Origin of the sequence: Synechococcus sp. HIMB2401, from assembly GCF_042883245.1 — a bacterium.
In the GTDB taxonomy this organism is placed as follows: domain Bacteria; phylum Cyanobacteriota; class Cyanobacteriia; order PCC-6307; family Cyanobiaceae; genus Parasynechococcus.
Genome location: NZ_JBDJKK010000001.1, coordinates 286,036 through 311,490 on the forward strand (window position 1 = coordinate 286,036; position 25,455 = coordinate 311,490).

Sequence of the window (25,455 nt, forward strand, 5' to 3'; positions counted from 1 at the left end):
TCTCTCTGTACTCAGCGCGATGCGATGCGTTACGACCCCGGGCGGGATCTCGGCTGGCTTCTGCTGCGTCCCTGGGTCGCCATTCCGCGCCTTGTTCAGGTGATGTGGTCCCTGGCGGGGCTGGTGCTGGTGCTGTTGCTGCGTGGAGGCAGCAATGACCCCGCCGTTCAGCAGGGGCTGGCGCGTCGCATTCTCAACACCCTGACGGGTCTGGGGCCCTGCTTTATCAAATTGGGGCAGGCCCTCTCCACCCGACCTGATCTGGTGCGTCGGGACTGGCTGGAGGAACTGACACGCCTGCAGGACGATCTGCCGGCCTTTCCCCACTCCACCGCCCTGGCTTGCATCCGCGAGGAACTCGGTGCGCCGGCCGAGGAATTGTTTGAGGAGTTTCCCGACACGCCGATCGCCGCCGCCAGCCTTGGCCAGGTGTACAAGGCCCGTCTGCAGGGCCAGCACTGGGTTGCGGTGAAGGTGCAGCGGCCCAATCTCACCTTCATCCTGCGCCGGGATCTGGTGTTGATCCGGGCTTTGGGGGTGATGACGGCGCCGCTGCTGCCGCTCAACCTCGGTTTCGGGCTGGGCGGAATCATTGATGAATTCGGCCGCAGCCTGTTCGAGGAGATCGATTACGGCCTGGAAGCGGCCAATGCCGAGCGGTTTTCGGCGCTTTTTGCAGATAACGATGCGGTCTACATCCCCAAGGTGGAGCGGATGCTCAGCTCCACCCGGGTGCTGACCACCACCTGGATCGATGGCGCCAAGATGCGCGATAGCGAGGAGCTGCGTTCCCAGCGTCTTGACCCAACGGCGTTGATCCGCACCGGCGTGATCTGCGGCCTGCAGCAACTCCTGGAGTTCGGCTATTTCCATGCCGACCCCCACCCCGGCAATCTCTTCGCCCTGCCGGGTCGCACCGGCGATCTCGGCCATGTGGGGTACGTCGATTTCGGGATGATGGATTCCATCAGCGACAGCGACCGGCTCACCCTCACCGGTGCTGTGGTGCACCTAATCAACCGTGACTTCTCCGGGTTGGCCAAGGACTTCCAATCCCTCGGGTTTCTCAGCCCCACGGCCGATCTCACGCCGATCATTCCTGCCCTTGAAGAGGTGCTCGGCGGTAGCCTCGGCGACTCGGTTGGATCGTTCAACTTCAAGGCGATCACCGACCGTTTTTCGGAGCTGATGTTCGATTACCCCTTCCGGGTTCCGGCTCGCTTCGCCTTGATCATCCGGGCCGTCGTCAGCCAGGAAGGCCTTGCCTTGCGGCTGGATCCGAACTTCCGAATCATTGCTGTGGCCTATCCGTACGTGGCCCGTCGACTGTTGGCGGGTGACACCAGCGAGATGCGCGAGAAGCTGCTGGAGGTGATCTTTGATGAATCAGGCCGCCTGCGCCTGGATCGGCTGGAAAGCTTGCTGGATGTGGTGGGTCAGGACGCTCCCGCTCCTGGGAAGGAATTGATCCCTGTGGCTGGGGCAGGTCTGCGGCTGCTGCTGAGCCGAGATGGTGCCGACCTGCGCAAACGTCTGCTGATGACGCTGATCCGTGACGATCGTCTGCACACCGACGACGTGCGTGCCCTGTTCGGCCTGCTGGGTCGCACCTTCGGCCCAGGGCGTCTGGCCGGCGGCCTGTTGCAGCGCCTCAACCCGTTGGCGGCAGCGTGATCCTGAGATCACGATTCCAGCGGGATTGTGGAACCCACCGCTAAGGTCTCAGCTCTTTGAGATCGGCGTCGATGCCTGAGGAGATCAGCGCCCAGGAGCTTGAGCAGCTGCTCCAGATGATGACCCTGCCCCAGCCCCCCTACCTGCTGGCGGGCATCGGTTTGTTGATGGGTGTGCTCTGCGGCCTCACCTTCGGCCGTCAGGTGCAGAACAAACTGGATGGCTGGAAGCAGGACCGACTCCCCCTGATGCCTCTGGGGACTGCCGAGATCAACCTCAGCTACGCCGGCACCCTCATCGGGGTAACCCTGTTCATCGGCTGCTGCCTTCAGATCTTCGGGTTTGCCTCTGGCGCTGCCCTGCTGGTGGCCCTGCTGCTCTCGCTGCTGACCGGTGGTGCCTTGTTCTCTCAGCTGGAGCGCCTGATGCAGCAGGTGGAAGCGGGCAAGTTCAAAGCGGTTGATTTCGACAACTTCGACGAATTCTTCTAAGCCTTTTCTTCTGAGCGTTGTTTCGCCGGGCCTGTTTCTCTGGGATCTGGGCCATTAAGCGAAGCCGCTGTTCTGCTTTGTCGGGTTTCGTCCTCGGTCAGAATGGATGCGCTCCCGCCTCATGGACGTGACAACCCTGTCTGCGGCTGTCTCCACCCGTCGTCTCCTCGTGGTGGAAGACGACGACAGCATCCGGGAAACAGTCGGAGAGGCCCTGCGCGCGGAAGGTTTTGAGGTGCAAACCTGCGCCGATGGCGCCTCAGCCCTAAATCTGATCACCGCTGAAACTTCAGATCCGGTGGATCTGATCGTGCTCGATCTGATGCTCCCCGGCTTGGGGGGGCTTGACCTTTGCCGCGAGCTCCGTCGCATCAACAACACCACCCCGATCCTGGTGATCAGCGCCCGAGACAGTGAGACCGATCGGGTGCTGGGGCTTGAGGTGGGCGCCGACGATTACCTGGTCAAACCCTTTGGGCTGCGCGAGCTGGTAGCCCGCTGCAGGGCCTTACTGCGGCGATCCAGTCAATCGGAGACGTCGCCCTCCCAACCGCATTCCTTCACTCACGCCAACCTGTGCCTGTATCCCAGTGAATGCAGGGTCACCCGGGATGGCACGGATTTGACCCTCTCCCCCAAGGAGTACAAGATCCTCGAGCTGTTCATTCAGAACCCCAAGCGCGTCTGGAGTCGCGATCAGCTGCTGGAGAAAATCTGGGGTGTCGACTTCATCGGTGACACCAAAACCGTGGATGTTCACATCCGCTGGCTGCGGGAAAAGGTTGAGCAGGAGCCCTCATCGCCTCAGTTGATCCGTACGGTTCGCGGTTTCGGGTATCGCTTCGGCTGAGGGTGCTGTGGTGATCTCCGCCGCACTCGGCTTTGCAGCTGGCATTGGGATCACGCTTCTGCTGCAGCGTCGACGCCGCGTTCTGGCGTCCAAGCGAACGTCAAAGGATCGCTCCATCGTCTTGAACGCTCCCCAGCTGCTGGCCTGGATTGATGCGGCCACCCAGGGCTGGATGATCCTGGCCCCGGACCACTCCATCGCCTACATCAACGACAGGGCCGAACGCCTTCTTCATATCCCCTCCAATCGCCTGGTTCGTGGCATGAAGCTCCGGGATGTCCTCGACATTCCTGTCTTGGAGGAGTTGATTTTCAGCAGCCGCTATCAGCTGCGTTCCCAGCGTTGTGAATGGGATCAACAGGGGACCCCGCTGGAGGCGGTTGTTCTGCCGGGCAGTGACGAATGCTGGCTGGTGCTGATCCAGAGCCGTCAGTCCCTCGAAGCCCAGCAACAGCAGCAGGAACGCTGGGTGAGTGATGTGGCCCATGAGCTCAAGACCCCCCTCACCGCCCTGATGCTGGTGAGCGATCGGCTGGAACTGGCCGTCAAGGAAGACGACACGGCTCTGGTGCAACGGCTGCAGAGGGAACTCCGGCGTCTTCAGCTGCTGGTGGAAGACCTGCTGGAGCTGTCGCGGTTGGAAAACAGCCTGCCGCAGGACGACAGCGAGCATGTGCCCCTCACCCTGGAGGATCTGGTGGACAGCGCCTGGGGATCCATTGGCCCGATCGCGGAGGAACGGCGGGTGACGCTGCAGCTGGACCGCAGCGAATCCGGCCCCCTGCGTGGTGATCAGCGCCGGTTGCACCGTGCGGTGCTCAACCTTCTCGACAATGCCCTGCGCTACTCCCCTGATGAGAGCAGCATCGACGTGTCCGTCCGCCAGAGCGGGGGCTGGTGGTTGCTCAGCATTCGTGACCATGGCCCTGGCTTGAGTGAGGCCGATCTCACGCGCATGTTTCAACGCTTCTATCGGGGGGATCCCTCCCGCACCCGCTCCAACCGCAGCGGCAGTGGCCTGGGACTGGCGATCGTGCAGCAGATCGCCGTCAACCATGGCGGTCGCATCGAAGCTCGCAACCATCCCGCCGGTGGAGCCTGCATGGATCTGCTCCTGCCTCGGGAACCCCTGCAATGACGCGCCAGCGCCTGCAGAAACTGATCGCTGCTGCCGGCCTCTGCTCCAGGCGCCGGGCTGAGGAATGGTTGCAGGCCGGCCGCGTGACGGTGGATGGACAGGTCGCCCGCGTTGGCGACCAGGCCGATCCGCAGCAGCAGACGATTCATGTGGATGGTCAGCCGTTGCCGTCCCGTGGTGTGGCGCGGGTGTTGCTGATGAACAAGCCGGTGGGGGTGATCTGCAGCTGCGATGACCCGCAGGGTCGCCGCACGGTGCTGGACCTGCTGCCCCCGCAGCATCGGGCTGGTCTTCACCCCGTTGGCCGTCTGGATGCCGACAGCCATGGTGCGCTTCTGCTCACCGATCTGGGTGAGCTCACCTTGAAGCTCACCCACCCGCGTTACAGCCACGCCAAGACCTACAGGGTGTGGGTGAAGGGTGTGCCGCCGGAGCCGGTCCTCGATCGCTGGCGTCGGGGTCTGCCTTTGGATGGACGCTTGACCCGCCCCGCTCGGGTGCGCCGGTTGCGGGCCTGGGGTGACCGCTCGCTTCTGGAGATTGAGCTGCGGGAAGGGCGCAATAGACAGATCCGCCGGATGGCGGAAGCCCTGGGCCATCCGGTGCTGGACCTGCAGCGCACGGCCATTGCTGGGTTGCCGCTCGGTGATCTGGCCGAGGGGTGCTGGATCTGGTTGAGCGAGGGAGAATGGAAGCCCTTGCTCGAGCGGGCTGATCCGATGGAGTGTCCCAACAGCCCATGCGACTGAAGCGTCCAGGACTCTGGTGGCGACGTCCGCGCAAGGGTTCCAGCCCTGATGCCGGCATGGTTGAGGCCCAGGAGCAGCAACGCCAGGATCTGGGGCTGCTCCTGCGACGGCGCCGCGAGGAGCTGGGACTCTCATTGCGTGATCTGGCCAATGAGACCCGAATCACCACCCCCGTGATCGAGGCTCTGGAGCGGGGCTGGCGTGATCGCCTGCCCGAGCGGGCCTATCTCGCCTCGATGCTTCCTCAGATCGAGCGTCGCCTGGCCCTGCCCGGGGGATGCCTCGACCCCCTGCTTCCCCCGCCGGTGTTGCTCCGCCGCGGACCCGCCAAAGCGGGCCTGGGTCGCTTCACCCTGGGCAACATCGATGTGTTCACCACCTGGCAGGGAACGGTCGTTTATGCGGCGGTGATCGCCTTCAGCCTGCTGGCCATCAATCGTCAACAACAGGACCTGGCCCTGCGCAACAGCCTCAGCCTCGAGCCAGTGCGTGCTGATGTGGAGGCGATCAGCCGTGGTCCGAACCCGGTGGGTTCAGACGAAGGCATCGCAGCCTTGCGCCCCCTGGAACAGGTTCAGAAACGCACGCCTCAGCAGTGGCTTGATCTGGTGCGGGATGCCCTGCCGCAGTCCCAGGGGGTGCTGGAGATTGTTGTGGCTGAGCCAAGAGAGCTGCAGCTCTCCAGCGGTGGGGGAGATCGGGTTCAATTCGCAACGAGCGCCGGCACGCTGACCCTGCAGTTGATGGCCCCGATCGAGGTGCGCCTTGACCCCCCGGCTGGTGCTGAGGATCAGGTGCTCTGGAATGGAAAGCCTCTGCCTGTGGATCAAGAGCGGCCGGGGATCTATCGGGTCAACAAATTGCCTGCTCCGGAGAGCGACCTCCCCCAGACCGCTCCCCTGCTCCCGTAGCCGCCCAAGGCATTCCCCAGCGCGGCATCAAAGCTGCCCAGCCTCCAGCTCCAGTTGCCTTCGCAGGTGCCGGGGGTGTTGAACCTGGACCGGTCGTCGAGGTGCATCAGGTCCTGCAATGGGGCGATCACGAGGCCTGCGGTTGTGGCAAAGGCCATGTCGAGCAGATGCCAGGCCGGGGCATTGATCTCACCATTCACCCGCGTGGCGATGCGGGCGCGGCTGTCGGCATCCAGCCCGTTCCACCAGCCCAGGGTTGTGGGGTTGTCGTGGGTGCCGGTGTAGACGACCCAGCGATGCCCATCGGTGTTTTCTGGCAGATAGGGGTTGTCGGATGCGCCGTCGAACGCGAACTGCAGCACTTTCATGCCCGGCAACCGGAAGGCATCGCGGAGTTGTTCCACATCCGGTGTGATGACGCCGAGATCCTCGGCAATCAAGGGAAGGGAGCCACCGGCATCCTTGCGCAGCTTGCGCAGCAGGGCGTGACCCGGCGATGGCTGCCACTGACCGTTCTCTGCGGTGCTGTCCCCTCCGGGAACGGCCCAGAAGGCCGCAAGGGCCCGGAAGTGATCCAGGCGCAGCAGATCCACCATCTCCCGCTGGCGTGCAATTCTTTGCCGCCACCATCGGAAGCGCGTGATCCGATGCTGTCCCCAGCGGTACACCGGTGAGCCCCACAGCTGTCCGGTTGCCGAGAAGTAATCGGGCGGAACACCGCTCTGGGTGGTGAGCTGGCCGTTCTCCTTGACGGTGAAGAGTGAACGGTTGCTCCAGACATCGGCGCTGTCACTGCTCACATAGAAGGGCAGATCGCCAAACAGCTGGATGCCCAGGTTGGTCGCCTGGCGGCGGATCGCCTGCCACTGCCGGTCGAGCTGCCATTGGATCAGCTGTTCCCGCAGCAACGCGTCATCGTGTTGCTTCGCCCAGGCCTTGAGGGCTTTGTTGTCATGCCGGGCCAGCGGCAGCGGCCACTCCCACCAAGCGGTGTTGTGTTGATCGTGCAGAACCTGGAAACGGGCATGGTCCCGCAGCCAGCTGCGCTGCTGTTGCGCCCAGCGATTGAAGGCGTCATGTCGCACTGGATCCTGCGCAGGCCAGGCGTCAAGCAGGGCATCCCCCAGGGCACTGGCCCGTTGCTGGGCCAGCTGGAACTCCACACGCTCCGCACCCTCCAGCGCTGCATCAGCCCCTGGAGCGGCCCTGAGCGCTTCTTCGCCGATGAACCCCTCGTTGGCCAGGTCCTGGCCGTCGAGGAACCAGGGGTTCAGGGCATTGCAGGAGGGAGAGCTGTAGGGCGAGCCGGTGGGATCCGGCGGGGACAGGGGCAGCATCTGCCAGACGCCGATGCCATGGTCGGCCAGCAGCTGGAGCCAACGGCGGCAGGGCTCACCAAAGCTGCCGCAGACGGGGCTGCCAGGCAGAGCAGTGGGATGCAGCAGCACCCCGGTGCTGCGCCCCCTCCCGGCCTTGGCCGGGTCAACGGTGGACTGATCCATGGGGGGGCCTTGGTCATCCAAGGATGGCGGCTTCAGAACACCGCCGCATCCCCCAGGTCCTGCCCGGCCATGCCCTCCCGGGCCACGCGCTCAAAGAACTGCTCCAGCGTGTCGGTTCCATAGGACGGCGTTGCATCCGCGTCGTAGCACTGCTTCTGCTCATCCCAGACGAGCATCGATTCGCTGGCGTAGTAGCGGCCGATCCGACCAAATTCCGCCGTGTCGTTGATACCTGGGAACACGCGAGCCAGGGCGTCCAGCACGGCGATCGGTGCATCCATCAGGGCAATCGGCACCGACAGCATTCGTTCGGGCTTGTTCAGAGCGCGGAAGAGCATCTCTCCCTGCTCCCGGGCGCTTAGTGCCGGACCCGGCCCCCCAATGGGCAGCACCTGGTTGCTTTTGGACTCGTCATGGATGCAGTCGGCCATGAACCGGGCCAGATCGGCTTCGCTGATCGGCTTGCAGCTGGCGAGGGTTCCACCTCCGAACATCACGTAGGGGCCGCCCTTGCGGCAGCTTTCCACCTGTCCGCCCAGGCTTTTGAAAAAGGCGGTGGGGCGAACGATGGAGTGGCTCATCTCCTCATCCGCTTGCAACACGGCTTCGAAGGCCAGCTTCGCCTTCTGAAATTCCAGCAGCGGCTTCTGCACACAGATGGCGGAGAGCAGCACGTAGTGGGCCACTCCGGCCGCCCGTCCCTGTTCGTAGGTGTTGAGGGTGGCTGCGTGGTCAATCGCCCAGGAATCCTTACGGCCACCGGTGCGGGACGCCAGGCAACTCACCACCACATCCGTGGGTTGATCGAAGGCCTCGGCGGCGATTGAGGCTGGATCGGTGACATCCCCGAAGCGCACCTCAGCTCCCGGGAAATCCGCGATCACCTCCTCCCTGCTCTGACGACCACCGATGCCGCTGCGCTCGCGGGCGAAGGCGATCACCTGGTAGCCCCGTTCCACCAGTTCCTTCACCACAAATCGGCCGATGTAGCCCGTGGCTCCGAACACCACCACGCGCACCTGTTCGGGTGGTCGGCTGCGGTAGTCGTGGCGGAGGGACATCGATGACGGCTTCACGGGGCCCAGGCTAGGAACTGGAGATCTGGGCGAAACTAAGCGCCATTGCGGTTCGTCCAGCGAAATCAACTGGTTGTCGCCATCCCGAGTTCGTGGTGCGCTGTGTGTCGGTGCTGCCGTGATGGGGATTGGTGTGACCGGGTGGTTGATGACGACCCTCTGGCCAAAACCCGATCGCGTTGCCGCGGGCGCTCCGCTGAGTGCGGATCAACCTGAAACTCTGGCCCCCTTCCCGGAGGTCCCGGTGACGGTGTTGGTGATCGGTGTTGATGCGGATCGGCTGGGTGCCGCCTCCAATCAGGCCGCGCCCAAGGGGCCCCCCAATGCCGATGCACTGCTGTTGCTTCGCATTGCCGCCCAGGAGCCGCTTCAGGTGCTCCAGATCCCCACGGAGCTCGGTGTTCAGCTCCCTGGTGAAGAGAATCCGGGCAACTTGGCTCAGTTGTGGCGACGGGGTGGCGTCAGTCTTCTCAGCGATGCCATCCGCGACATTGTTGGTCTTCAGCAGGGTGATCCCAATCGTTATGTGGTGATGCCCCGTGCGGCCCTACGCCACCTGGTGGATGGTCTGGGCGAGGTGGAGGTGGTGTTGAGCGACTCCTACAAACGCCAGGACAAGACGCAGGACTACACCGTCATGCTCCAGGCCGGACGACAGCGTCTCAACGGTGCCCAGGCGGAACAGCTGGTGCGCCATCTGCCCGATCCCAAGGCTGTCTCCCAGCGTCGCCAGCGCCAAAACATCCTTGTTGAGGGTCTGATCGAACAGGTCAAGGCCCCCAGTGGAATCGAAGTGATCCCTGGTTTGGTGAACCAACTGAACACTGAGGTGGAGACCAACCTCAGTCGTTCGGAGCAGCTGAGCCTGGCCGCGGCGATCATCGCCAGCCCTGAACCCGCACGGATCAGCCGGCTGCCCTTGGCCGAGCGGGCCGGTGAGCAGACCTTGCGCCAGATCGACGCCGGCGCCAGCCTTCCCCTCTGGCCCCAGCGTTAAGCGGGGCTGCGGAGTTGCAGCCTCCGGGCGAGGGCGTCGACGCATTCGGTCTGTTCCGGATGCTGTTCATCGGGAATCCAGCCCAGCCAGCTAAGGCCGTCCCGGCGTCGCGCTGGGCCATTCCAGGGGCCCTGGAGCTGCACCAGGCCGAGCAGGGGCACCTGAAGTTCCCGGCAGAGGGCGGCGTAGGCCACCGCTGCGCCAGAGATTGAACCGTCCTGTTCAGCAGTGGTCAGCAGCAGTACCGGCTGACGCCAGTCGGCCAGGGCCTGCAGCCAGCTGATATCACCCTGCGGGGTCGGCCGGGCTGCGTCGCCGCTGAGCCGCACCAGCCCTGTTGCCGCCAGGTTGGTCTGCAGAACCTTAGCCGGTGATGCACCACTGGCCACCGTGGTGAGAGGGCATCGGCAAGCCCGTGCCAGGGCTTCGCAGGCCTGACGCATTTTGAGTTCAGGCAGGGGGCCCGCACCCACCAATAGTGGGAAACCTGTGGACATGGGGGCACTGCTCACCTCTACCATCGGATTACAGCAGAATTCGTTCCGCGGGCGCCGTGACAAGTTTCCTGACAGCAGCCCGTTCCGAACAGGAGCAGATGACCCCGGACAGTCGCCGTCTGCGCCTGTTCAGCGGCACCTCGAACTCTGCTCTGGCCAAGGAGATTTCCGCTTATCTCGGGGTGCCTGATGGTCCCCGCGTCTGCAAGCGTTTTGCCGACGGTGAGCTCTATGTGCAGATCCAGGAGTCGATCCGTGGCTGCGACGTGTTCCTGATCCAGCCCACCTGCGCACCGGTGAACGACCACCTGATGGAGCTGCTGATCATGGTGGATGCCTGCAGACGGGCCTCCGCTCGGCAGATCACCGCGGTGGTGCCTTACTACGGCTACGCCCGAGCCGACCGCAAGACCGCTGGTCGTGAATCGATCACCGCCAAGCTCACGGCCAACCTGCTGGTGACGTCGGGCGTGGACCGCGTGCTGGCGATGGACCTGCACTCCGCTCAGATTCAGGGCTATTTCGATATTCCCTGCGATCACATCTACGGCTCACCCGTGCTGGTGGACTACCTCTCCACTCAGGATCTGGGAGATGTGGTGGTGGTGTCTCCCGACGTTGGGGGCGTGGCGCGGGCCCGGGCCTTTGCCAAGCAGATGAACGATGCTCCGCTGGCGATCATCGACAAGCGCCGCACCGGCCACAACATGGCTGAAAGCCTCACGGTGATTGGTGATGTGGCGGGGCGGACGGCGATCCTGATCGACGACATGATCGACACCGGCGGCACGATCTGCGCGGGGGCACGCTTGCTGCGGGAGCAAGGGGCCAAGCGGGTGCTGGCCTGTGCCACCCATGCCGTCTTCTCTCCCCCCGCCAGCGAACGTTTGTCCGTTGAGGGCCTGTTTGAGCAGGTGGTGGTGACCAACAGCATTCCGATTCCGCAGGATCGGGTCTTCCCTCAGCTGAAGGTGCTCTCTGTGGCCAACATGCTGGGCGAAGCGATCTGGCGCATCCACGAAGAGAGCTCCGTGAGCTCGATGTTCCGCTGATCGTTGGCTTGCCGGCCATGGACTGTTGGATGAGCGGGCTTGGTTCGGCTTGATCACGGTTGATCCGCGCCATCCTTGAGGCCCGGTGCTTCAACGGTGTTGGCTCAGCGGTGGAGGCTTCTGTTTGGCGTTGCTTTGGCCAGCCTGATGGCGGGACTTCCGGCACCTCTGATGGCCGAGTCCCGATTGGACCGGTTGCTCCGAAACCGCAGCACGATGGGGGTGTGGCTGACCAACAGCCCCAGCCAGCTTTATTACGACCGGAAGCGCATCAGCGCTGCAATGAAGCAGCTGCAGGATGCGGGGTTTAATCGTGTGGTTCCCAACGTCTGGAGCCGCGGCACCACGTTTCATCGCAGCCGTTTCGCTCCAGTGGAGCCGTCGCTGCAGAAGGCTGGGATCGGTCTTGATCCCATCTGCACCCTGGCGGCGGAAGGTCGGCGCCGTGGCATCAAGGTGATGCCCTGGTTTGAGTACGGCTTGATGGAGCCGGCCGATTCATCCGTTGTGCGCAACAACCCCAGCTGGGTGTTGGCGAAAGCCAATGGCCAGCGTTGGATGGCGATGCATGGCAACCACCGGATGGCTTGGCTCAACCCAGCCCATCCGGAGGTTCGCTCCCGCTTCATCGGCTTGGTGGTGGAAACCCTGAAGCGCTGTCCGATGGATGGCCTGCAACTGGACGATCACTTCGCCTGGCCGGTTCAGTTCGGTTATGACCCCACCACCGTGGCGTTGTACCGGCAGGAGACGGGACTGGCACCTCCTCGGGATCACAGCAATCGGCAGTGGATGAAATGGCGGCGCAACCAACTCACTTCTCTCTTGCGTGAGTTGCGGCAACGTCTCAAGCAGGAGCGCCTTTCCACCCGAATCAGCCTGTCTCCAGGTCCCTTCCGTTCGGCCTACAACCTCTGGCTGCAGGACTGGGAGCTCTGGGCTATGGGCGGGCTGATTGAAGAGTTGGTGGTGCAGAACTATGCCTATTCGGTTCGTGGATTCGCCAAAGACCTGGATCAGCCGGCGCTGCGCAAAGTGCGCAGCTGGGGCATCCCTTCGCAGATTGGCGTGTTGGCGGGATTCGGCAAACGCACCACCTCGATGGCCGTTCTGGAACAAAAAGTCCGCCTGGCCCGTCAACGTGGTCATGGCGTGATTTTCTTCTACTGGGAAGGCTTATGGGGCAAACATGTGGCGGAGCGGTATCGAGATCCTCGCCGCGCAGCATTCACCAGGCTTGGATCTGATTGACCAACAGACCTGGCTCGACACGATCGTTATTGAGTTGCATGAAACAGTTCACCGAAACCAGTTCCGACCCCTATGACCGTCACCATTACCGCGTCTGGTTGTGTGATGGGTCGTTCAAGGATGTCGAGAGCTACGACGCAGCGCAACGCGTTTGGTATTCCAGCAAGACACGGCTAACAACAATTGAAGTGATGCAACCGAAGGGGCGAAGACGTGCCAAAGGCTTTTAGATGTTTGTTCAACGTGCTGTTCATTGATCGGCTTAGGATTAATTCAGGCAGATGCATTTATCTCTCTTGCGCGAAAGGGTCGCGTTGAGGCAACAGCCTCGCTAAAGTGCTGGAGTATTCAATATAAGGTTTCTAGGAATAGCCCTTTAATGATGAATAGGCGGAAAAGTTTAGGGTTTTTGAGCTATGAATCAGTTTGAGCTCAACCAGATTCGTTCCAAGCTGCGGCGGCTTGACCTCGATGATCAATTCATCGAGCGGTACATCGATAAGTTGATCCGGAACAAAGAACCGTTTGTAACGGCATCGAAGGCTATTGATCGTTGGGAGAGGAAAGATTCAGGCCAATTTGTGCTTCAAGCCCTCGCCTGTGGCTTGATTGCAGCCCTGGCTGGTGGTTGGTTCGCCGTTGTGCAGTAGCGGGTTGGATGGAGCCATGAACGATGCAAGCTTGATCGCCCTGTTCAGCGTGGGGATGGCCTCAACGCTGACTGTGTTGTTCCTGGCCTTTCGGCGCACCTTCCGCCTGGAGCAGGAACGCACATTGATGCGGAGAATGCGGCGCCGCCTTGATCGGATGTTCTTGAAGCAAAAGCCGTGAAGAAGGCTTCTTTTGTCACTGTTGTTCTGCAGTGTTGACCCTGTAGGTGAATAGAAGTGCCAAGCACAGTGTTCCGATCAGTGGGCCCGGTGGCAGGTCAACAGCAATCGCCAGCATCATTCCGCCACCACATAGAAGCAGCCCCGTGCTCGCGCTGCGCAGCATGAGTTCCTTCAGGCTTCGGCTGCGCTCCACGTGCATCAGCACTGGAGCGCACAGCAGGCCAATTACCAGAATCACCCCCACGGCAGTGATGGCGCTGATCACCACCAGGGCGGTGATCAGGCTGCAGATCAGCCGGATCAAGATCACCGGTCGTTTGGCGATGGCTGCTCCCTCGGGGTCGATGCCAACGAACACCAGGTCGCGGTAACCCCACATCACCATCGCGATCAGGGCGCAGGTTGAAAGCGCTGTTCGCAGCAGATCTGTTGTGTTGGCGGCAAGCAGGTCTCCGAACAGAATCGTTTCCAGGTCCACTCGGGCATCCAGCAGCGGAACCAACAGCACGCCCAGGGCCGTGAAGCCGGCCAGCACAGTGTTCATGGCGCCCTCTTCCCTGCCCTTGAAGCGCCGGTTCAGGCGTTCAGCCACCAGGGCGCCCAGCAATCCACTGATCAGGCCACCGATGCTTGGGTCGATACCGATGGCCAGGGCGACCACCAAGCCGGGCAGAACGGAATGGGCCATAAGGTTTGCCAGCAACACCCGGCGTTGGGTGATCAGCAACGCTCCAGTGGCCGGACAGATCGCTCCGATCAGCAGCGAGATCGTGAGTGGCAGAAGCCACCAGATGTCGGGCTCAACCACAGCAGGAGCTCCCCATCATGCAAGTCAGATCGCTCAGTTTTTCGCGGACGGTGTCGGGTGACCCGTTGGCCAGGATCTGGCCGTCCATCACGACCACCTGGTCGTAGCTGTCGAGAGCACTGCCCCAATCGTGGCTGCTCACCAGCAGCGTCTGGCCGGCTTCCGCCTGGTCCCGCATCACCTTGAGCAGGTGCTCGCGTGTTGGTGGATCAATGGCGCTGCAGGGTTCGTCCAGCAGCAGGATCTCGGTCTGCTGCATCAACGCTCTGGCTAGCAGGACGCGTTGTTGCTGGCCGCCGGAGAGCTGGTTGAGGCGTTGGGATCCCATGGCTCCCATGCCGACCCGCTCCAGCAACTGATCGCAGTGGTCCGCTGCTGTGGTCTTGCCCTTTCTGGGCGCCCCCAGCCGCACCATGTCGCGGGCGGTGATCGGAAACGACCAGTCAATGGCGGCCCGCTGGGGCATTAGGCCAATTGGCTTGCTGGAGTTGACCGTTCCCTGGCTGGGTTTCAGTCGCCCCTCCAGCAGGTGCAACAGCGTCGACTTGCCGGCTCCGTTGGGACCAACCAGTGCTGTCAGAGTTCCCGCTTGAAGTTGCAGGTTGACTCGGTCGACGGTGTTGCGCTCCCCGTAGTTGAAGCTCAGTTCGGTTGTGCTCAGCACGGACAGCGATTCGTTCATCAGCCTCTTGGCGGCCTGGCTTGGGCCTCTTGTTGTTTTGCACACCCCATGGTGGCAATGCGTCATGCGATCGACAGAATGATAATCATTCTCACAAGGTCGCCCATGCGTCCTTCCTTGGCTCAATCAGTAGGGGTCTGTTTTGCCCTGGCTATTGGCGCTTCCGTTGTTCCGGCCCATGCGGGTCAACCTGTTGTTGTTGCCGTCGACGGCACGCTGTGCGATCTCACTAAGACTTTGGCTGCAGATGCCGCCTCGGTGACTTGTCTGATCCCTCCGGGTGGTGATCCACACTCCTATCGCTTAAAGCCTAGTGATCGTGCAGTGATCGCCAAGAGCGATCTCATTTTCCATATCGGTTTTGGGCTTACACCTTCTGCCACAAAACTCAATTCACCAGGAATGGTTGTGGCTGCGGGTGAAATTGCCCTGCCGTCGTATCGCGGCAGCGACCCCCACGTTTGGCATGATCCAGTCAATTCTGCTGGAATGATTAGTGTTATTTCCAATTCTCTGGCACCTCTTTTGGGGGACAGTGATCGTTCGGCTTTGCACCAACGAACAGCTAAAGCTGTAGCTGTATTCAAGGCCCTTCAGGCATGGCAAGCAAAGCAGTTTGGTTCTTTGCCGCCGGCCCAGAGAGTTATGGTCACCGACCACAAGACGTACAGCCATCTCGCCGAGCGCTTTGGGCTTGTTGAGATTGCGATGTTGGACAGCCACACAACAGGTGGAGTTTTGCGACCCTCCAGTCTCAAAAAAATTACTGAGGAGGTGAAGTCTTCTGGCGCAAAAACAATCTTTTCTCCTACTGCATACCCGAATAAAACGCTAAAGCGCATCAGTAAGAGCACTGGTTTGCCTATTTTGAAAACTCCGCTCTACGGAGAAGGTATTCCTGCAGGTCGTAATGCTGTTTCAACTGCGACCATTAATGCTTGCACGATTGTTAATGGTCAGGGAGGTACCTGTGATGTCACAGGTGCTAACACTATAAATGCTGAATGGTCTTCTATTCGTTGACCAAATCTCTGCTCAACTTCTTCTTCCACTCTTCCTAATCTATGTTCCGTTCTCGTCTTCTTCTCTTGGCTCTATTTTTGAGTCCTTTTGCTTCCATGGCTCCAGCCCATGCACATGGTTCACATGGAGGCGGTGCAGAATTGGAGGCTGGTGAATTTGATTTCACTCCCCTTTTGACCGTAGAGGGTCATGCTGGATTAGACGATAATCTTGAAATTCCAGAAAAGCACTATGCCGCTGACTTTTTAGTTGGTGGCGAATTGGCTTGGGGTCTTGGTAATAATAAGCAGTTTTCTCTAAGTGCTTTTGTGGGACCTGCTTTGGTTAGAGGCGGAGCAGAGCACTTCTACGGTGAAATCCACGTAGAAGATCATAGTGAGGAAGAGCATGAGCATGAAGCTCATCCAACTCGCTCAAGAGTTGATTTCAAGGCTTATTTGGAGGCTAATTACAAGCACTCAGATAGACTTAGCATGCAGGCTTATTGGAACCCATATTTAGTCACAAGTGACGAACTCGAATTCCATGCTGATGAGAATGAGTGGGAAAAATTTGAGTCTAAGGGTATTAAGAATGAGTTGGGCGCAAAGATCAAATATGCTTTTGGTGATGGTGACGTCGACTTCGGCCTGGGAGATTCTGTTTCTGATCTGATCGATGGCGCATACGTATCAGTTGATCACCGCCAAGGTTGGGGTGTGGATGGAGTTTTCATTGGAAATTACACTGATCCTCGCCTCGGAGTTGGTTTTAATTATGGAGAGACATCTTTCCAGGTCGAAGCTGGTCCTCGTTACTACACCCCTGGAAGCTATGCCAGCGATCTTGATTCACGTACTGACTTCGCGGGCGAGATAATGATCTCTCGACCAGTCAATGATGACGTTGAATTTTTTGCACATTGGAAAGTAGTTTATTCTTGGGACAAGACTGAAGGTTGGGGTCGCGGTTATCAACATCATGTCGGAACCGGTATTACATACAAACTGTAATTCAAAGCTATTTAGTTAAGCCTCGCCAATTTATTGGCGAGGCTTTTCGTTGTTCATTTTTTGAAGAGGTTGAATCTGTTGCTCATCCTGCATTGAGCCACTGGGCTTCGCTGATAGGTGTGTTTATCACCTTGATGAGCTTCAAGCTGTCGCCACCGATCAGGCCGGCACGGGCATGGGGTTGATTCGCTCGCGTCAGCGTCATCAGCAATTGATTCGTCACCGGGTTCCACTGGATGGGGCTGCCCGCCTTGAGCGTCCACGGCTCCAGGGCCCTGCGTTTTTTCACCTCTCCCGCGTCGCTGATAAGCACCAGTTCGTGATTGCCCCGTTGCTGCTCCCAGCGCCCCAGCAGAGCCCAGATCCGTTTGCCGCGGTTGTCGCAGGCCATCCCCAGCACCGCCTGATCACCGAGGTGCAGTTGCTTCGGTGCCTGCCCTGGAACCACCAGCTCGATCGAGCGCCTGTAATCCGGCCAGTGCCGGATCAACACGGCCCGTCCTGAGGCACCGCAGAAGGCCCCCAGCTCCCGACTCCCCGGCAGCATCTGGGGCTTTTGCTCGGTTGCTTGCAGGGGGCGGAGGCTCAGGCCGTTGCTGGTGGGCATCACCACGCCCCCTCCCGCCGGCAGCAACTGCATCGGCCCGGAGGGTTTCAGGGCCAGAGCCTTGCGTTTGCCATCGGCCTGCAGCAACAGGGCCCGGTCGCTGCCCGGCTGGAACCCACCGCTCTGCACCAGAAGATCACCATTGAGATTGCTGCTGAGATGAGCGAAGAGCACCTCGCCTTTCAACAGTGGTTCCGTGCGGCTCAGCGTTGGTGGCCCCAAGGCCGCCCGGCGGTTGGCGGTGCTGCGGGGCGTCAGTTGATCCCACCACACCTGTTCGGTGCCGTTCTGATCGCGTCCCACCAGGGCAATGCCCCGGCCATTCCCAAGGGGGACGACGCTGGGGATGGCGGGCCAGATCCGACTGATCGGCGTCCACGCCCCCGATCGCGTCTGCAGTTGAACCTGCTCGCCTCCCTGCACGGGCCGTGTTGCGATCAGCCAGGGTCTCGGGTCCCACCACCATTGCTCCTCCCCTAGGGGCAGACCGCGTTGGTCGTCCCCTGTGATCGACAGCTCGAGCGGAGCCGTGAGCACGACATCCGCATCAATCACCATCCGCAGCGGTGTTGCCTCCCCCAGCCACTGATGGGGCACGGCCGGAGTGATTCTGGTGGCCTCGCTGACCCGGGGCCGGTCCATCGGGCGACTGAACTGCAGATCCAGGGCCGCGCTGCCACTTTGCACCTGCTGGGGAATCAGGCGCAGCAGCCGTGGAGCCTGTCGCAACAGCAGCTGTTGCTGCGCCAGAACAGCGGCGCAGGCCATCAGCATCAGCAGCAATGGCCGCCGCGTCATGGTTCCAGAGGCCGCTCGGGCCTGGCAATCGGCGTGATGTTTTGTGGAATCACGACGGGGATGCGCCGTTCGTTCCGCGTCTGCACGCCCATCGTTCCCTTGATGGCCAACCACTGGTTGGTTTGGGGGATGAACGACTCCGGCCACTCCACCGTCAGGCCAGCGGGCGTGGCGTCGGCCAGGCAACAGCGCACCGTGAGCCGGGCGATCAGCGGCGGGCCCTTGGGTTGCCTCCAGACAAAACCGCTGATGCGCACAGGATTACCGGCCACAAGGTCGGGATCGGGCTGGCTGCGCAGCAAGCGCACCCATTCCGTGAGGCTGCGTTGTTCGGGGGGCAGAACAAAGGCCAATTCCGGTGGGTCGGGCAGGCCCTGGGGGCGGTTGCTGGCCAGATCGCTGAAGGAGGGACTCGGCGGAAGGACCAGCACCAGCGCAGCCATCACGCCGCTGAGCAGCCAGGGCCAGCGCCAGCGTTCGTTTTGCTTCTCTCTTTTCAGCAGAAGGGCCACGCCCAGCATCAGCAAGACCAGGCCGGTGACCCCCACCAGGCCATGGAAGACCCCCCGCAGCAGCAGATCGAGGCGACCGCTGTGGAAGCTCCACAACAGCGTCAGGCCCCAGAGCAGCAGCAGGGTTCCGCGCTTCAACACGACTGGCCCCTCACAACAGCCACAGGTTGATCCACTGACCGATCAGCAGCACGCCAAGACTGGCACCGATCGCTGTGATCAGGATTGCCCTTGGTCGCATCAGCACGGTGAACAGGCCCGCGAGTTTGAGATCCACAACGGGCCCCAGCAACAGGAAGGCCAGCAGGGCTCCTGGGGTGATCTGAGCGGCAAATCCCAGGGCCAGAAAGGCATCCACGCTGGAGCAGACCGACACCACCACCGCCAGCAGCATCAGGGCCAGGATCGATGCCGTCGGGGCGCCCCCCACGGCCAACAGCCAACTGCGCGGGAGCCAGGTCTGCACCAGGGCCGCAATTACGCACCCCAGCACCAGCAGAGCCAGCAGATCGAGAAATTCGCGGCAGCTCTGGTCCAGCACCTGCCAGGCCTTGAGGCGCTTTCCGTTTATCGATCGGGGGGGGCTGGGTGATCCGCCGATCACACCACTGCTGCGCTGCAGCAGCCCCAGGTTGCTGAGGGGCTGGCTCATGCGGCGTTCCTCCAGAAGCGCAGTGGCCAGGAGCTGCGTCTCGGGCAGTTGCACCAGTAACAAGCTCAGCAGGATCGCCAACAGAAACGCCCCCAGTGGCCGAGCCACCAGCAGCCAGGGCTGATCGGGAAACGCGGCCCAGGTGCTGGCCAGCACGATGGGATTCAGCACCGGAGCTGCAAACAGAAAGCCGAAGGCTGTGCCCATCGGTGCCCCGCTGGCCAGCAGACGGCGGGCGACGGGAACATTGCCGCATTCGCAGGCTGGGAGGGCAAAGCCCATCAAGGCCCCGATGATCGGAGCCAGCACGGGGTTCTTCGGGAGCCGCTCGATCCAGGCACCCGGTGGCACGGCCCAGCGGGCCAGCCCTGCGATGGCAACGCCGAGCAGCAGAAACGGAACGGCTTCCAGCAGTAACCCCTGAAAGATCGCCCAGGCCGTGGCGAGCTTGTCCAAGCGTTCGGGCGGCAGTTGCTTCTCAACGTTCTCAGTTCAGCTCGCCCATCGGGGGGGCGTCGACATGGTTTGTTGATCGGCCTGCGCGGCAGGCTGGGGCGACGTTGGCCAGGGCCTGAAATGGGGTGGTGCTTCTGGATTGATCGCGGTGGCACCTTCACCGATCTGATCGGTCGCGATCCAGAAGGCCAGCTGCACGTGCGCAAGGTGCTCTCGGAGCAGGCCGGTGCTGGAGACCCTGCGGTGTCGGCCATGGAAGCGATGTTGGTGTCGGCTTCACCGCCCGTGGATCTGGGGGACGTCGATGACGTGCGCCTCGGCACCACCGTGGCCACCAATTCGCTACTGGAGGGGGCGGGTGCTCCTTTGCTGTTGCTCACCAATGCCGGGCTGAGGGATCAGCTGTGGATCGGCGATCAACACCGCGACGATCTGTTCGCGCTTGAGCAGCCCCAGCGCCCCTTCCTGGCGCGAACGGTGCTGGAGCTGACTGGTCGGCTCGATGCCCGGGGTGAGGAGGTGGAGCCCCTGGTGCTGGATCAGCCGCTGCGGCGGCGTCTTGAGGAGCTGCGCCGTTCCGGCCTGGACGTCGCCGTGGTGGCGTTGTTGCATGCCCAGCGCAACCCAGCCCATGAGCAGCGCTGTGCTGCATTGCTGCGGGAACTTGGCTTTCGCACCGTGGTCTGCTCCCACCAGGTGAGTGTGATGCCCCGCCTGGTGCCGCGGGGGCAGACGGCCTTGGTGGAGGGGGCCGTGCATCCGGTGCTGGATGGCTACCTGCAACAGGTGCAGGGGGCGTTGGGTGCCGCCACGCCCCTGCGGGTGATGACCTCCAGCGGAGCATTGCAGGCTCCAGACAGGCTGCAGGCCAAAGACACCATCCTTTCGGGGCCGGCGGCGGGGATGGTCGGGGCGATCGCCGCGGCGCGGATGGCCGGCTTTGACGGGGTGCCGGTGCTCGGCTTCGATATGGGGGGCACGTCGACGGATGTGTTCTGCGTGGCTTGCGCCGATGCGCAGGCTTTGCGGCAAGTGAAGGAGCAGACCGAGATCGCCGGCCTGCAGTTGCTGGCCCCACGTCTGCCGATTGAAACCGTGGCGGCCGGAGGCGGATCCGTGCTGGAGCTCCAGGGGGAGCGGCTGCGGGTGGGGCCCCGCTCCGCCGGAGCGCAACCGGGCCCGGCCTGTTACCGCGCCGGCGGACCGCTCACCATCACCGACGCCAACCTGCTGCTGGGGCGTCTGCAGGTGGACCGCTTCCCGGCGGTGTTCGGACCGTCCGGGGATCTGCCACCGGATGTGGAGGTGGTGCGGCATCGCTTCGCCGAGCTCGCGGCAGTGCTGGGGCAGACCCCGGAGCGGGTGGCATCCGGGGCGTTGCAACTGGCAGTGGAAACCATGGCTGCTGCGATCCGCCGGGTGTCGCTGCATCGCGGTGAGGACATTCGCGGCGGGGTGTTGGTGGCCTATGGGGGGGCTGGTGGTCAGCACGCCTGTCGCCTGGCGGATGAACTGGGGCTGAACACGGTGCTGATGCATCCCATGGCCGGCGTTCTCTCCGCCTTCGGCATGGGTCAGGCCCGCCAGCGCTGCCGGCGGCAGATGCATCTCGCCGCTGCCCTCTCGCCTCAACTCTTGGCGGCCCTGCCGGATCAGGTGAAGCGGCTGATGGGTGAAGCGCAGGAGACCTTGCATCGCCAGGGGGATCGCGCTGATGCCGAGGAGGGGGAGCCGGAGGTCTGGGTCAGCCTGGCCCTGCGTTATCCCTCTGCCGAGCAGACCCTGGTGCTCCCCTGGTCCGCCGAGCAAGGTGTTGATGCCGTGATCTCGGCCTTCCAGGCGAGCCATCAGCAACGCTACGGCTACTGCATTGATGCCGATCAGGCCCTGATCGTCGAACAGCTGAATGTTGAGGTCACAGCTCCCCAACAGTTCGACGCCACAACCGCAGCCACAACAACAGCCGCAGCTGAGAAGGCCGAACCAACGCCAGAGGTGCAGCCATCGCCGCAGGTGTCGATGCACCTGGAGTCGAGCGGCTGGACGCAGGTGCCGTTGCTGAACCGCAGTGCCCTGCGGCTGAATCAGCGGCTTGCAGGCCCGGCCCTGATCGCCGAAGCCACGGGCTGCACGGTGCTGGAGCCGGGCTGGCAGGCCCGGGTGGCGGAGGGGGGCACGCTGTTGCTGGAGCGCTCGCATCCCGCAGACGAATCACCGGAGCTGGCCCAGGCCGGTGCCCACGATCCGTTGCAGGCGGAACTGTTTCGCCACCGCTTCATGGCGATCGCTGAACAGATGGGGGAACAGCTGCGGCAGAGCAGTCGCTCTGTGAACATTCGCGAGCGCCTGGATTTCTCCTGTGCGTTGTTCGATGCCATGGGGGCCCTGGTGGCCAATGCCCCCCACATTCCGGTGCACCTCGGATCGATGGGCGACAGCGTCCGCGACCTGCTGGCCCAGGTGGCGACCGGTGATGTCGCACCGCTGCAGCCCGGCGACACGCTGCTCAGCAACGACCCTTTCCACGGCGGCACCCACCTGCCCGACATCACCGCTGTCTCGCCGGTGTTCTGCAACGGGGATCAGCCCAGCTTCTTTGTGGCCAGCCGTGGCCATCACGCCGATGTGGGTGGCATCGCTCCCGGGTCGATGCCGTCCTTCAGTCGCACCATTGCTGATGAGGGCCTGCTGCTGCGCAACCAGCTGTTCGTGCGCCAGGGCCGGGTTCTCGCCGCTGATCTGAAAGCGGTGTGGAGCGGTATGGAGATGCCGCCCCGCAACCCTCCGGAACTGCTGGCTGATCTGCAGGCGCAGGTGGCGGCCAATCAGGCGGGGATTGTGGCGCTGCAATCCCTCGTGGAGCGGGAGGGGCAGACCCTGGTGCAACGGCAGATGACCCTGCTGCAGCAGGACGCAGCCCGCAGTGTTCAGCGGCTGCTGTTGCGCCTGACGGACGCCCGGCATCAGCTGGCTCTGGATGACGGCTCCTGCCTGGTGGTGCAGGTGAGCCTCGACCCGCAACGCCAACGTTTGCGTTTGGATTTCAGCGGAACATCGCCCCAACGGCCGGGCAATTTCAACGCCCCCCTGGCGGTGACGCGGGCGGCTGTGCTGTACGTGATCCGTTGTCTCCTCGACAGCGACATCCCCTTGAACGAGGGCTGTTTCGCGCCACTCGATCTGGTGGTGCCGGAGGGCTGTCTGTTGAATCCGCGGCCCCCCGCCGCTGTGGTGGCCGGCAACGTGGAGGTGTCTCAGGCCCTCTGCAATCTGCTGTTCGCGGCTTTCGGCGCCCAGGCGGCCGGCCAGGGAACGATGAACAACGTCAGCTTCGGCAACGGCCGCTGCCAGTACTACGAAACGGTGGCCGGTGGTGGCGGCGCTGGTGAGGGTTTTGTTGGATCGGTGGGCCTGCAGTCGCACATGACCAACTCGAGGCTGACGGACCCCGAGGTGCTGGAGAGCCGTTATCCGGTGCGCTTGGAATCCTTCGCGGTGCGCTCCGGCAGTGGCGGCCAGGGCCGGTGGCCCGGGGGCGATGGCTTGGAGCGCACGATCCGTTTCCTCGAGCCGATGAGTGTGTCGTTGATCAGTGGCTCGCGGCAGGTGCCCCCGTTCGGTCTTAAAGGTGGGGCCAGTGGTGCCTGTGGCGAAAACCTGCGGCTGGACCGTGAGGGGGTGGCCCATCCCCTGGCCGGTGCCGTGCAGCTGGAGCTCCAGGCGGGCGAGGCCATTCGCATGCTCACCCCAGGGGGAGGCGGCATGGGACGTTGAGGGGGGGATGCCTTCTGGTGGTGTGATGCTGATGCGATCACAGGGTTGGTTGTTGAGCGTGCTGCTGGGTTGCAGCCTCAACGGGGCTGCCCATGCCAAAGGCCTCGACCAGCAGATGTTCCAGTTGCAGCTGGTGATGGATCAGATCCGTCTGGCCCGTTCCGTGGGGGATCGCGTTGGCGTTTGCGTTGAATCCCGCCGGGCCAACAATCTTGTGCTCGATCTTCTTCCGGCCCTGCAATTGCACCGTCCTGGTCTCAATCACGCTGGCTTGCAGGACCGGATCCTGTTGGGATTTGATCAGTGTTGATCGAGCCTTTGATCGATCAACACTGATCGGCTTTGGTGTCGTTGTTTGAAAACCAGCATGACGACCCATTGTCGATCGGCATCTGCGGATTCAATCTGAATGCAGCAAAGCTGATGGCATGGGTTTGCTTCAAACGATCCAGGGACGGTTGCTTCAGTACGACTCCCCGTCGCGGCAGTTGCAACAGGCCCATTTCGACGCAGCCCGACGCCTGGCCCAGGCTCAATTTCAGCTGGCTGATGCTGAATTAAGCCAACGCCTCTGGCAGGACGTGGCTGATCGTGATCTCGATGTTGATCGGATCCTGAATCTCCTTTATGGCTGCTGGTTCCAGGACGATCCTGCGGCGCTGCGTGCTGCCGACGCTGAGTTTCAGGCGCGCCGCGAGCAGGAGTTGATTCCCGGGGTGTTCGAACACTGCTGAGGATTGTTGGCCGTGGGGATGGTTGTGCTGAACTGACGGATCTGTTGGTGACGGCGTGCTGTTGATCCCTGAGATCCAGCCATGAACATCGTTGTTCTCAACCGTTCGGATTGGCTGGATGAACGGAGGGTTCGTCTTGTGGATCGTCGGGCGAATCACATCCGTTCGGTGCTACGGGCTGCAGTCGGCGACAGCATCCGGGTTGGTGAGCTGAATGGCGATCTGGGCCAGGGCCGCATCTCTGCCCTGGATGCAGATGCCGTGGTTCTGGAAGTGGACCTCAACCAGCCACCGCCGCCCCGTCATCGGTTCGACATTGTTCTGGCCTTGCCGAGACCAAAGGTGCTGCGCCGTCTGTTCCGCACTGTGGCCGAATACGGCGTGGCCAACCTTCATCTGGTCAACTGCGCCCGGGTTGAAAAGAGCTATTGGCAGTCGCCTTTGCTCGCACCCGAAAAGGTGCACGAGGCCCTGCTTGCGGGGATGGAGCGCGCCAGCGACACGGTGGTGCCCCGGGTGCATCAGCACCGGCGCTTTCGACCCTTTGTTGAAGACCAGCTCAAGGAGCTTTGTGCCGGACGGCCCTGCTGGATGGCACAGATGGGGGCCTCCCGTCCCTTGCGCGACACCCCAGCGGGGGCGGCTGTGGTGATGGTGGGGCCGGAGGGCGGTTTTGTTCCGTTTGAACTGGAATTGGCCCAGGCGGTGATCGCGCAGCCCGTGCATCTGGGATCGCGCACCTTGAGCGTGGACACGGCCCTCACCACCGCTCTGGCCCAGGGATGATGGTGTTGCGTGTGTTGCTTCAACGGCGACGGCAATGAACGATCTGGCTGGCTTGCAAGCTCTTGTGGAGGACGTTGGGTCCGGCAACGTCATCGATGCCGAACTGCTCGATGGGTGTCCGGTGGAAGCCCACGAACTCGATGAAATGGATGTGTCCCAGGCCGCGCAGGTCGCCGCCCATTGCTTCGGCCTGCTCTTCGATCACAAGGTGGAGCAGCTGGAGGGAATCGAGGCGGATCTCGATGCGGGCCTGTGGACCGGCACCGTTGATGGCTTCGGATTTCAGATCAGCCGGGATGACGTCGGCGATCTGGTGCTCGATTTCTCGAGTCAGTCGGCGTGACGGTTGATGAGCTGCGCAGCGACCTGACGGCCCGGCTTGGTGAGCAGGTGGAGCAGGTGTTCACCCGGGATGGAGCCCCTGTTGAAGACATCACCGAGCTCTATCAGCCCTCTCCGGCGGGTTTTGGCGGCCAGCTGCGACTGAAATGCAGCGGCCGCCGCCTGGCCTGGGAGCTCTGGCTGGAGGACGGTGATCGCTGGAATTTCCACACCACCGACCTTGCCGATGCACCGCCACAGGCCGAATGATTGTTGGTCAGGCGCGACG

General features: G+C 62.4%; 28 protein-coding genes. 20 read left to right on the forward strand and 8 right to left on the reverse strand.

Annotated features, from left to right (window positions below; genetic code table 11):
- Positions 1-24 precede the first annotated feature (24 nt).
- The 6 genes from AAXE93_RS01760 to AAXE93_RS01785 all read left to right on the forward strand — a co-directional run bounded on the left by AAXE93_RS01760 (position 25) and on the right by AAXE93_RS01785 (position 5,813).
- On the forward strand, positions 25-1,674 hold the full coding sequence (locus AAXE93_RS01760; protein WP_390127598.1) for an ABC1 kinase family protein: 1,650 nt from the start codon (positions 25-27) through the stop codon (positions 1,672-1,674).
- A 71-nt stretch (positions 1,675-1,745) separates the two neighbouring features.
- Positions 1,746-2,165: a hypothetical protein gene (locus AAXE93_RS01765; protein WP_006850033.1), complete on the forward strand. Its 420-nt coding sequence runs from the start codon at positions 1,746-1,748 to the stop codon at positions 2,163-2,165.
- Positions 2,166-2,286: 121 nt separating this feature from the next.
- Positions 2,287-3,015 (forward strand): response regulator transcription factor, encoded by a 729-nt coding sequence (locus AAXE93_RS01770; protein ID WP_250396894.1) that lies wholly within the window; start codon positions 2,287-2,289, stop codon positions 3,013-3,015.
- Between the two features lie 7 nt (positions 3,016-3,022).
- Positions 3,023-4,153 carry a sensor histidine kinase gene (locus tag AAXE93_RS01775; RefSeq protein WP_390127600.1) on the forward strand — a complete coding sequence of 377 codons (1,131 nt, stop codon included), beginning with the start codon at positions 3,023-3,025 and terminating at the stop codon, positions 4,151-4,153.
- Entirely contained in the window at positions 4,150-4,902 is a 753-nt protein-coding gene (locus tag AAXE93_RS01780) for a pseudouridine synthase (protein ID WP_390127602.1), read from the forward strand. The genes AAXE93_RS01775 and AAXE93_RS01780 overlap by 4 nt, the downstream gene beginning before the upstream one ends.
- A complete protein-coding gene (locus AAXE93_RS01785) occupies positions 4,878-5,813 on the forward strand; it encodes a helix-turn-helix domain-containing protein (RefSeq protein ID WP_390127603.1) in 936 nt (311 codons plus the stop codon). Before AAXE93_RS01780 ends, AAXE93_RS01785 begins: the two co-directional genes overlap by 25 nt.
- Here the strand turns inward: AAXE93_RS01785 and malQ are convergent.
- Entirely contained in the window at positions 5,747-7,315 is a 1,569-nt protein-coding gene (gene malQ, locus AAXE93_RS01790; RefSeq protein ID WP_390127605.1) for a 4-alpha-glucanotransferase, read from the reverse strand. The genes AAXE93_RS01785 and malQ overlap by 67 nt on opposite strands.
- A 32-nt stretch (positions 7,316-7,347) precedes the next feature.
- Positions 7,348-8,376: an NAD(P)-dependent oxidoreductase gene (locus AAXE93_RS01795; protein WP_390127607.1), complete on the reverse strand. Its 1,029-nt coding sequence runs from the start codon at positions 8,374-8,376 to the stop codon at positions 7,348-7,350.
- A gap of 79 nt (positions 8,377-8,455) precedes the next feature.
- Here AAXE93_RS01795 and AAXE93_RS01800 point away from each other — a divergent pair, with 79 nt between their 5' ends.
- Positions 8,456-9,388, forward strand: coding sequence for an LCP family protein (locus AAXE93_RS01800; protein WP_390128641.1), 933 nt, complete (start codon positions 8,456-8,458; stop codon positions 9,386-9,388).
- Here AAXE93_RS01800 and AAXE93_RS01805 read toward each other — a convergent pair.
- Positions 9,385-9,885 (reverse strand): hypothetical protein, encoded by a 501-nt coding sequence (locus tag AAXE93_RS01805; RefSeq protein ID WP_390127609.1) that lies wholly within the window; start codon positions 9,883-9,885, stop codon positions 9,385-9,387. The genes AAXE93_RS01800 and AAXE93_RS01805 overlap by 4 nt on opposite strands.
- Before the next feature lie 56 nt (positions 9,886-9,941).
- Between AAXE93_RS01805 and AAXE93_RS01810 the strand changes: the two genes are divergently transcribed.
- The 5 genes from AAXE93_RS01810 to AAXE93_RS01830 all read left to right on the forward strand — a co-directional run bounded on the left by AAXE93_RS01810 (position 9,942) and on the right by AAXE93_RS01830 (position 13,019).
- Positions 9,942-10,937: a ribose-phosphate pyrophosphokinase gene (locus AAXE93_RS01810; RefSeq protein ID WP_114987798.1), complete on the forward strand. Its 996-nt coding sequence runs from the start codon at positions 9,942-9,944 to the stop codon at positions 10,935-10,937.
- Between the two features lie 147 nt (positions 10,938-11,084).
- A complete protein-coding gene (locus AAXE93_RS01815) occupies positions 11,085-12,188 on the forward strand; it encodes a glycoside hydrolase family 10 protein (RefSeq protein ID WP_390128644.1) in 1,104 nt (367 codons plus the stop codon).
- 38 nt (positions 12,189-12,226) lie between these two features.
- A complete protein-coding gene (locus AAXE93_RS01820; protein ID WP_390127611.1) occupies positions 12,227-12,418 on the forward strand; it encodes a hypothetical protein in 192 nt (63 codons plus the stop codon).
- Between the two features lie 186 nt (positions 12,419-12,604).
- Positions 12,605-12,838: a hypothetical protein gene (locus AAXE93_RS01825; RefSeq protein WP_390127613.1), complete on the forward strand. Its 234-nt coding sequence runs from the start codon at positions 12,605-12,607 to the stop codon at positions 12,836-12,838.
- A gap of 16 nt (positions 12,839-12,854) precedes the next feature.
- Complete coding sequence (locus AAXE93_RS01830) at positions 12,855-13,019, forward strand: hypothetical protein (protein ID WP_390127615.1); 165 nt, start codon at positions 12,855-12,857, stop codon at positions 13,017-13,019.
- Between the two features lie 15 nt (positions 13,020-13,034).
- On the opposite strand, the gene AAXE93_RS01835 is transcribed toward AAXE93_RS01830, so the two are convergent.
- Together AAXE93_RS01835 and AAXE93_RS01840 are read right to left on the reverse strand one after the other, a co-directional pair.
- A complete protein-coding gene (locus AAXE93_RS01835) occupies positions 13,035-13,829 on the reverse strand; it encodes a metal ABC transporter permease (protein WP_390127617.1) in 795 nt (264 codons plus the stop codon).
- Positions 13,822-14,511 (reverse strand): metal ABC transporter ATP-binding protein, encoded by a 690-nt coding sequence (locus AAXE93_RS01840; protein ID WP_390127619.1) that lies wholly within the window; start codon positions 14,509-14,511, stop codon positions 13,822-13,824. The genes AAXE93_RS01835 and AAXE93_RS01840 overlap by 8 nt, the downstream gene beginning before the upstream one ends.
- A gap of 105 nt (positions 14,512-14,616) precedes the next feature.
- Between AAXE93_RS01840 and AAXE93_RS01845 the strand changes: the two genes are divergently transcribed.
- Positions 14,617-15,534 (forward strand): metal ABC transporter substrate-binding protein, encoded by a 918-nt coding sequence (locus AAXE93_RS01845; protein WP_390127621.1) that lies wholly within the window; start codon positions 14,617-14,619, stop codon positions 15,532-15,534.
- Positions 15,535-15,575: 41 nt separating this feature from the next.
- Complete coding sequence (locus tag AAXE93_RS01850; protein WP_390127623.1) at positions 15,576-16,526, forward strand: hypothetical protein; 951 nt, start codon at positions 15,576-15,578, stop codon at positions 16,524-16,526.
- Positions 16,527-16,608: 82 nt separating this feature from the next.
- On the opposite strand, the gene AAXE93_RS01855 is transcribed toward AAXE93_RS01850, so the two are convergent.
- From AAXE93_RS01855 to AAXE93_RS01865, 3 genes are read right to left on the reverse strand one after another with little or no spacing between them, the layout of a single operon-like run.
- On the reverse strand, positions 16,609-17,931 hold the full coding sequence (locus AAXE93_RS01855) for a hypothetical protein (protein ID WP_390127625.1): 1,323 nt from the start codon (positions 17,929-17,931) through the stop codon (positions 16,609-16,611).
- A complete protein-coding gene (locus tag AAXE93_RS01860) occupies positions 17,928-18,581 on the reverse strand; it encodes a TIGR03943 family putative permease subunit (RefSeq protein ID WP_390128647.1) in 654 nt (217 codons plus the stop codon). The genes AAXE93_RS01855 and AAXE93_RS01860 overlap by 4 nt, the downstream gene beginning before the upstream one ends.
- 13 nt (positions 18,582-18,594) lie before the next feature.
- Positions 18,595-19,551 (reverse strand): permease, encoded by a 957-nt coding sequence (locus tag AAXE93_RS01865; RefSeq protein WP_390127627.1) that lies wholly within the window; start codon positions 19,549-19,551, stop codon positions 18,595-18,597.
- Between the two features lie 120 nt (positions 19,552-19,671).
- On the opposite strand from AAXE93_RS01865, the gene AAXE93_RS01870 reads away from it, so the two are divergent.
- From AAXE93_RS01870 to AAXE93_RS01895, 6 genes are all read left to right on the forward strand, one after another.
- On the forward strand, positions 19,672-23,325 hold the full coding sequence (locus AAXE93_RS01870) for a hydantoinase B/oxoprolinase family protein (RefSeq protein ID WP_390128649.1): 3,654 nt from the start codon (positions 19,672-19,674) through the stop codon (positions 23,323-23,325).
- Between the two features lie 25 nt (positions 23,326-23,350).
- Positions 23,351-23,635: a hypothetical protein gene (locus AAXE93_RS01875; protein ID WP_390127629.1), complete on the forward strand. Its 285-nt coding sequence runs from the start codon at positions 23,351-23,353 to the stop codon at positions 23,633-23,635.
- A 118-nt stretch (positions 23,636-23,753) separates the two neighbouring features.
- Positions 23,754-24,059, forward strand: coding sequence for a hypothetical protein (locus tag AAXE93_RS01880; protein ID WP_186540562.1), 306 nt, complete (start codon positions 23,754-23,756; stop codon positions 24,057-24,059).
- An 81-nt stretch (positions 24,060-24,140) separates the two neighbouring features.
- Positions 24,141-24,845 (forward strand): 16S rRNA (uracil(1498)-N(3))-methyltransferase, encoded by a 705-nt coding sequence (locus AAXE93_RS01885; protein ID WP_390127631.1) that lies wholly within the window; start codon positions 24,141-24,143, stop codon positions 24,843-24,845.
- A 34-nt stretch (positions 24,846-24,879) separates the two neighbouring features.
- Positions 24,880-25,188 (forward strand): hypothetical protein, encoded by a 309-nt coding sequence (locus AAXE93_RS01890; RefSeq protein WP_390127633.1) that lies wholly within the window; start codon positions 24,880-24,882, stop codon positions 25,186-25,188.
- Complete coding sequence (locus tag AAXE93_RS01895) at positions 25,185-25,436, forward strand: hypothetical protein (protein ID WP_390127635.1); 252 nt, start codon at positions 25,185-25,187, stop codon at positions 25,434-25,436. Before AAXE93_RS01890 ends, AAXE93_RS01895 begins: the two co-directional genes overlap by 4 nt.
- Positions 25,437-25,455 lie beyond the last annotated feature (19 nt).

What these genes read in the sequence shown, in the direction of transcription:
- AAXE93_RS01830 (WP_390127615.1), top strand. Translation starts at nt 12,855, where the DNA reads ATGAACGATGCAAGCTTGATCGCCCTGTTCAGCGTGGGGATGGCCTCA.
- AAXE93_RS01825 (WP_390127613.1), top strand. Translation starts at nt 12,605, where the DNA reads ATGAATCAGTTTGAGCTCAACCAGATTCGTTCCAAGCTGCGGCGGCTT.
- AAXE93_RS01760 (WP_390127598.1), top strand. Translation starts at nt 25, where the DNA reads ATGCGTTACGACCCCGGGCGGGATCTCGGCTGGCTTCTGCTGCGTCCC.
- AAXE93_RS01845 (WP_390127621.1), top strand. Translation starts at nt 14,617, where the DNA reads ATGCGTCCTTCCTTGGCTCAATCAGTAGGGGTCTGTTTTGCCCTGGCT.
- malQ (WP_390127605.1), bottom strand. Translation starts at nt 7,315, where the DNA reads ATGGATCAGTCCACCGTTGACCCGGCCAAGGCCGGGAGGGGGCGCAGC.
- AAXE93_RS01890 (WP_390127633.1), top strand. Translation starts at nt 24,880, where the DNA reads ATGAACGATCTGGCTGGCTTGCAAGCTCTTGTGGAGGACGTTGGGTCC.
- AAXE93_RS01880 (WP_186540562.1), top strand. Translation starts at nt 23,754, where the DNA reads ATGGGTTTGCTTCAAACGATCCAGGGACGGTTGCTTCAGTACGACTCC.
- AAXE93_RS01885 (WP_390127631.1), top strand. Translation starts at nt 24,141, where the DNA reads ATGAACATCGTTGTTCTCAACCGTTCGGATTGGCTGGATGAACGGAGG.
- AAXE93_RS01870 (WP_390128649.1), top strand. Translation starts at nt 19,672, where the DNA reads ATGGGGTGGTGCTTCTGGATTGATCGCGGTGGCACCTTCACCGATCTG.
- AAXE93_RS01840 (WP_390127619.1), bottom strand. Translation starts at nt 14,511, where the DNA reads ATGAACGAATCGCTGTCCGTGCTGAGCACAACCGAACTGAGCTTCAAC.
- AAXE93_RS01795 (WP_390127607.1), bottom strand. Translation starts at nt 8,376, where the DNA reads ATGTCCCTCCGCCACGACTACCGCAGCCGACCACCCGAACAGGTGCGC.
- AAXE93_RS01765 (WP_006850033.1), top strand. Translation starts at nt 1,746, where the DNA reads ATGCCTGAGGAGATCAGCGCCCAGGAGCTTGAGCAGCTGCTCCAGATG.
- AAXE93_RS01850 (WP_390127623.1), top strand. Translation starts at nt 15,576, where the DNA reads ATGTTCCGTTCTCGTCTTCTTCTCTTGGCTCTATTTTTGAGTCCTTTT.
- AAXE93_RS01805 (WP_390127609.1), bottom strand. Translation starts at nt 9,885, where the DNA reads ATGTCCACAGGTTTCCCACTATTGGTGGGTGCGGGCCCCCTGCCTGAA.
- AAXE93_RS01855 (WP_390127625.1), bottom strand. Translation starts at nt 17,931, where the DNA reads ATGACGCGGCGGCCATTGCTGCTGATGCTGATGGCCTGCGCCGCTGTT.
- AAXE93_RS01770 (WP_250396894.1), top strand. Translation starts at nt 2,287, where the DNA reads ATGGACGTGACAACCCTGTCTGCGGCTGTCTCCACCCGTCGTCTCCTC.
- AAXE93_RS01815 (WP_390128644.1), top strand. Translation starts at nt 11,085, where the DNA reads ATGGCGGGACTTCCGGCACCTCTGATGGCCGAGTCCCGATTGGACCGG.
- AAXE93_RS01780 (WP_390127602.1), top strand. Translation starts at nt 4,150, where the DNA reads ATGACGCGCCAGCGCCTGCAGAAACTGATCGCTGCTGCCGGCCTCTGC.
- AAXE93_RS01875 (WP_390127629.1), top strand. Translation starts at nt 23,351, where the DNA reads ATGCTGATGCGATCACAGGGTTGGTTGTTGAGCGTGCTGCTGGGTTGC.
- AAXE93_RS01820 (WP_390127611.1), top strand. Translation starts at nt 12,227, where the DNA reads ATGAAACAGTTCACCGAAACCAGTTCCGACCCCTATGACCGTCACCAT.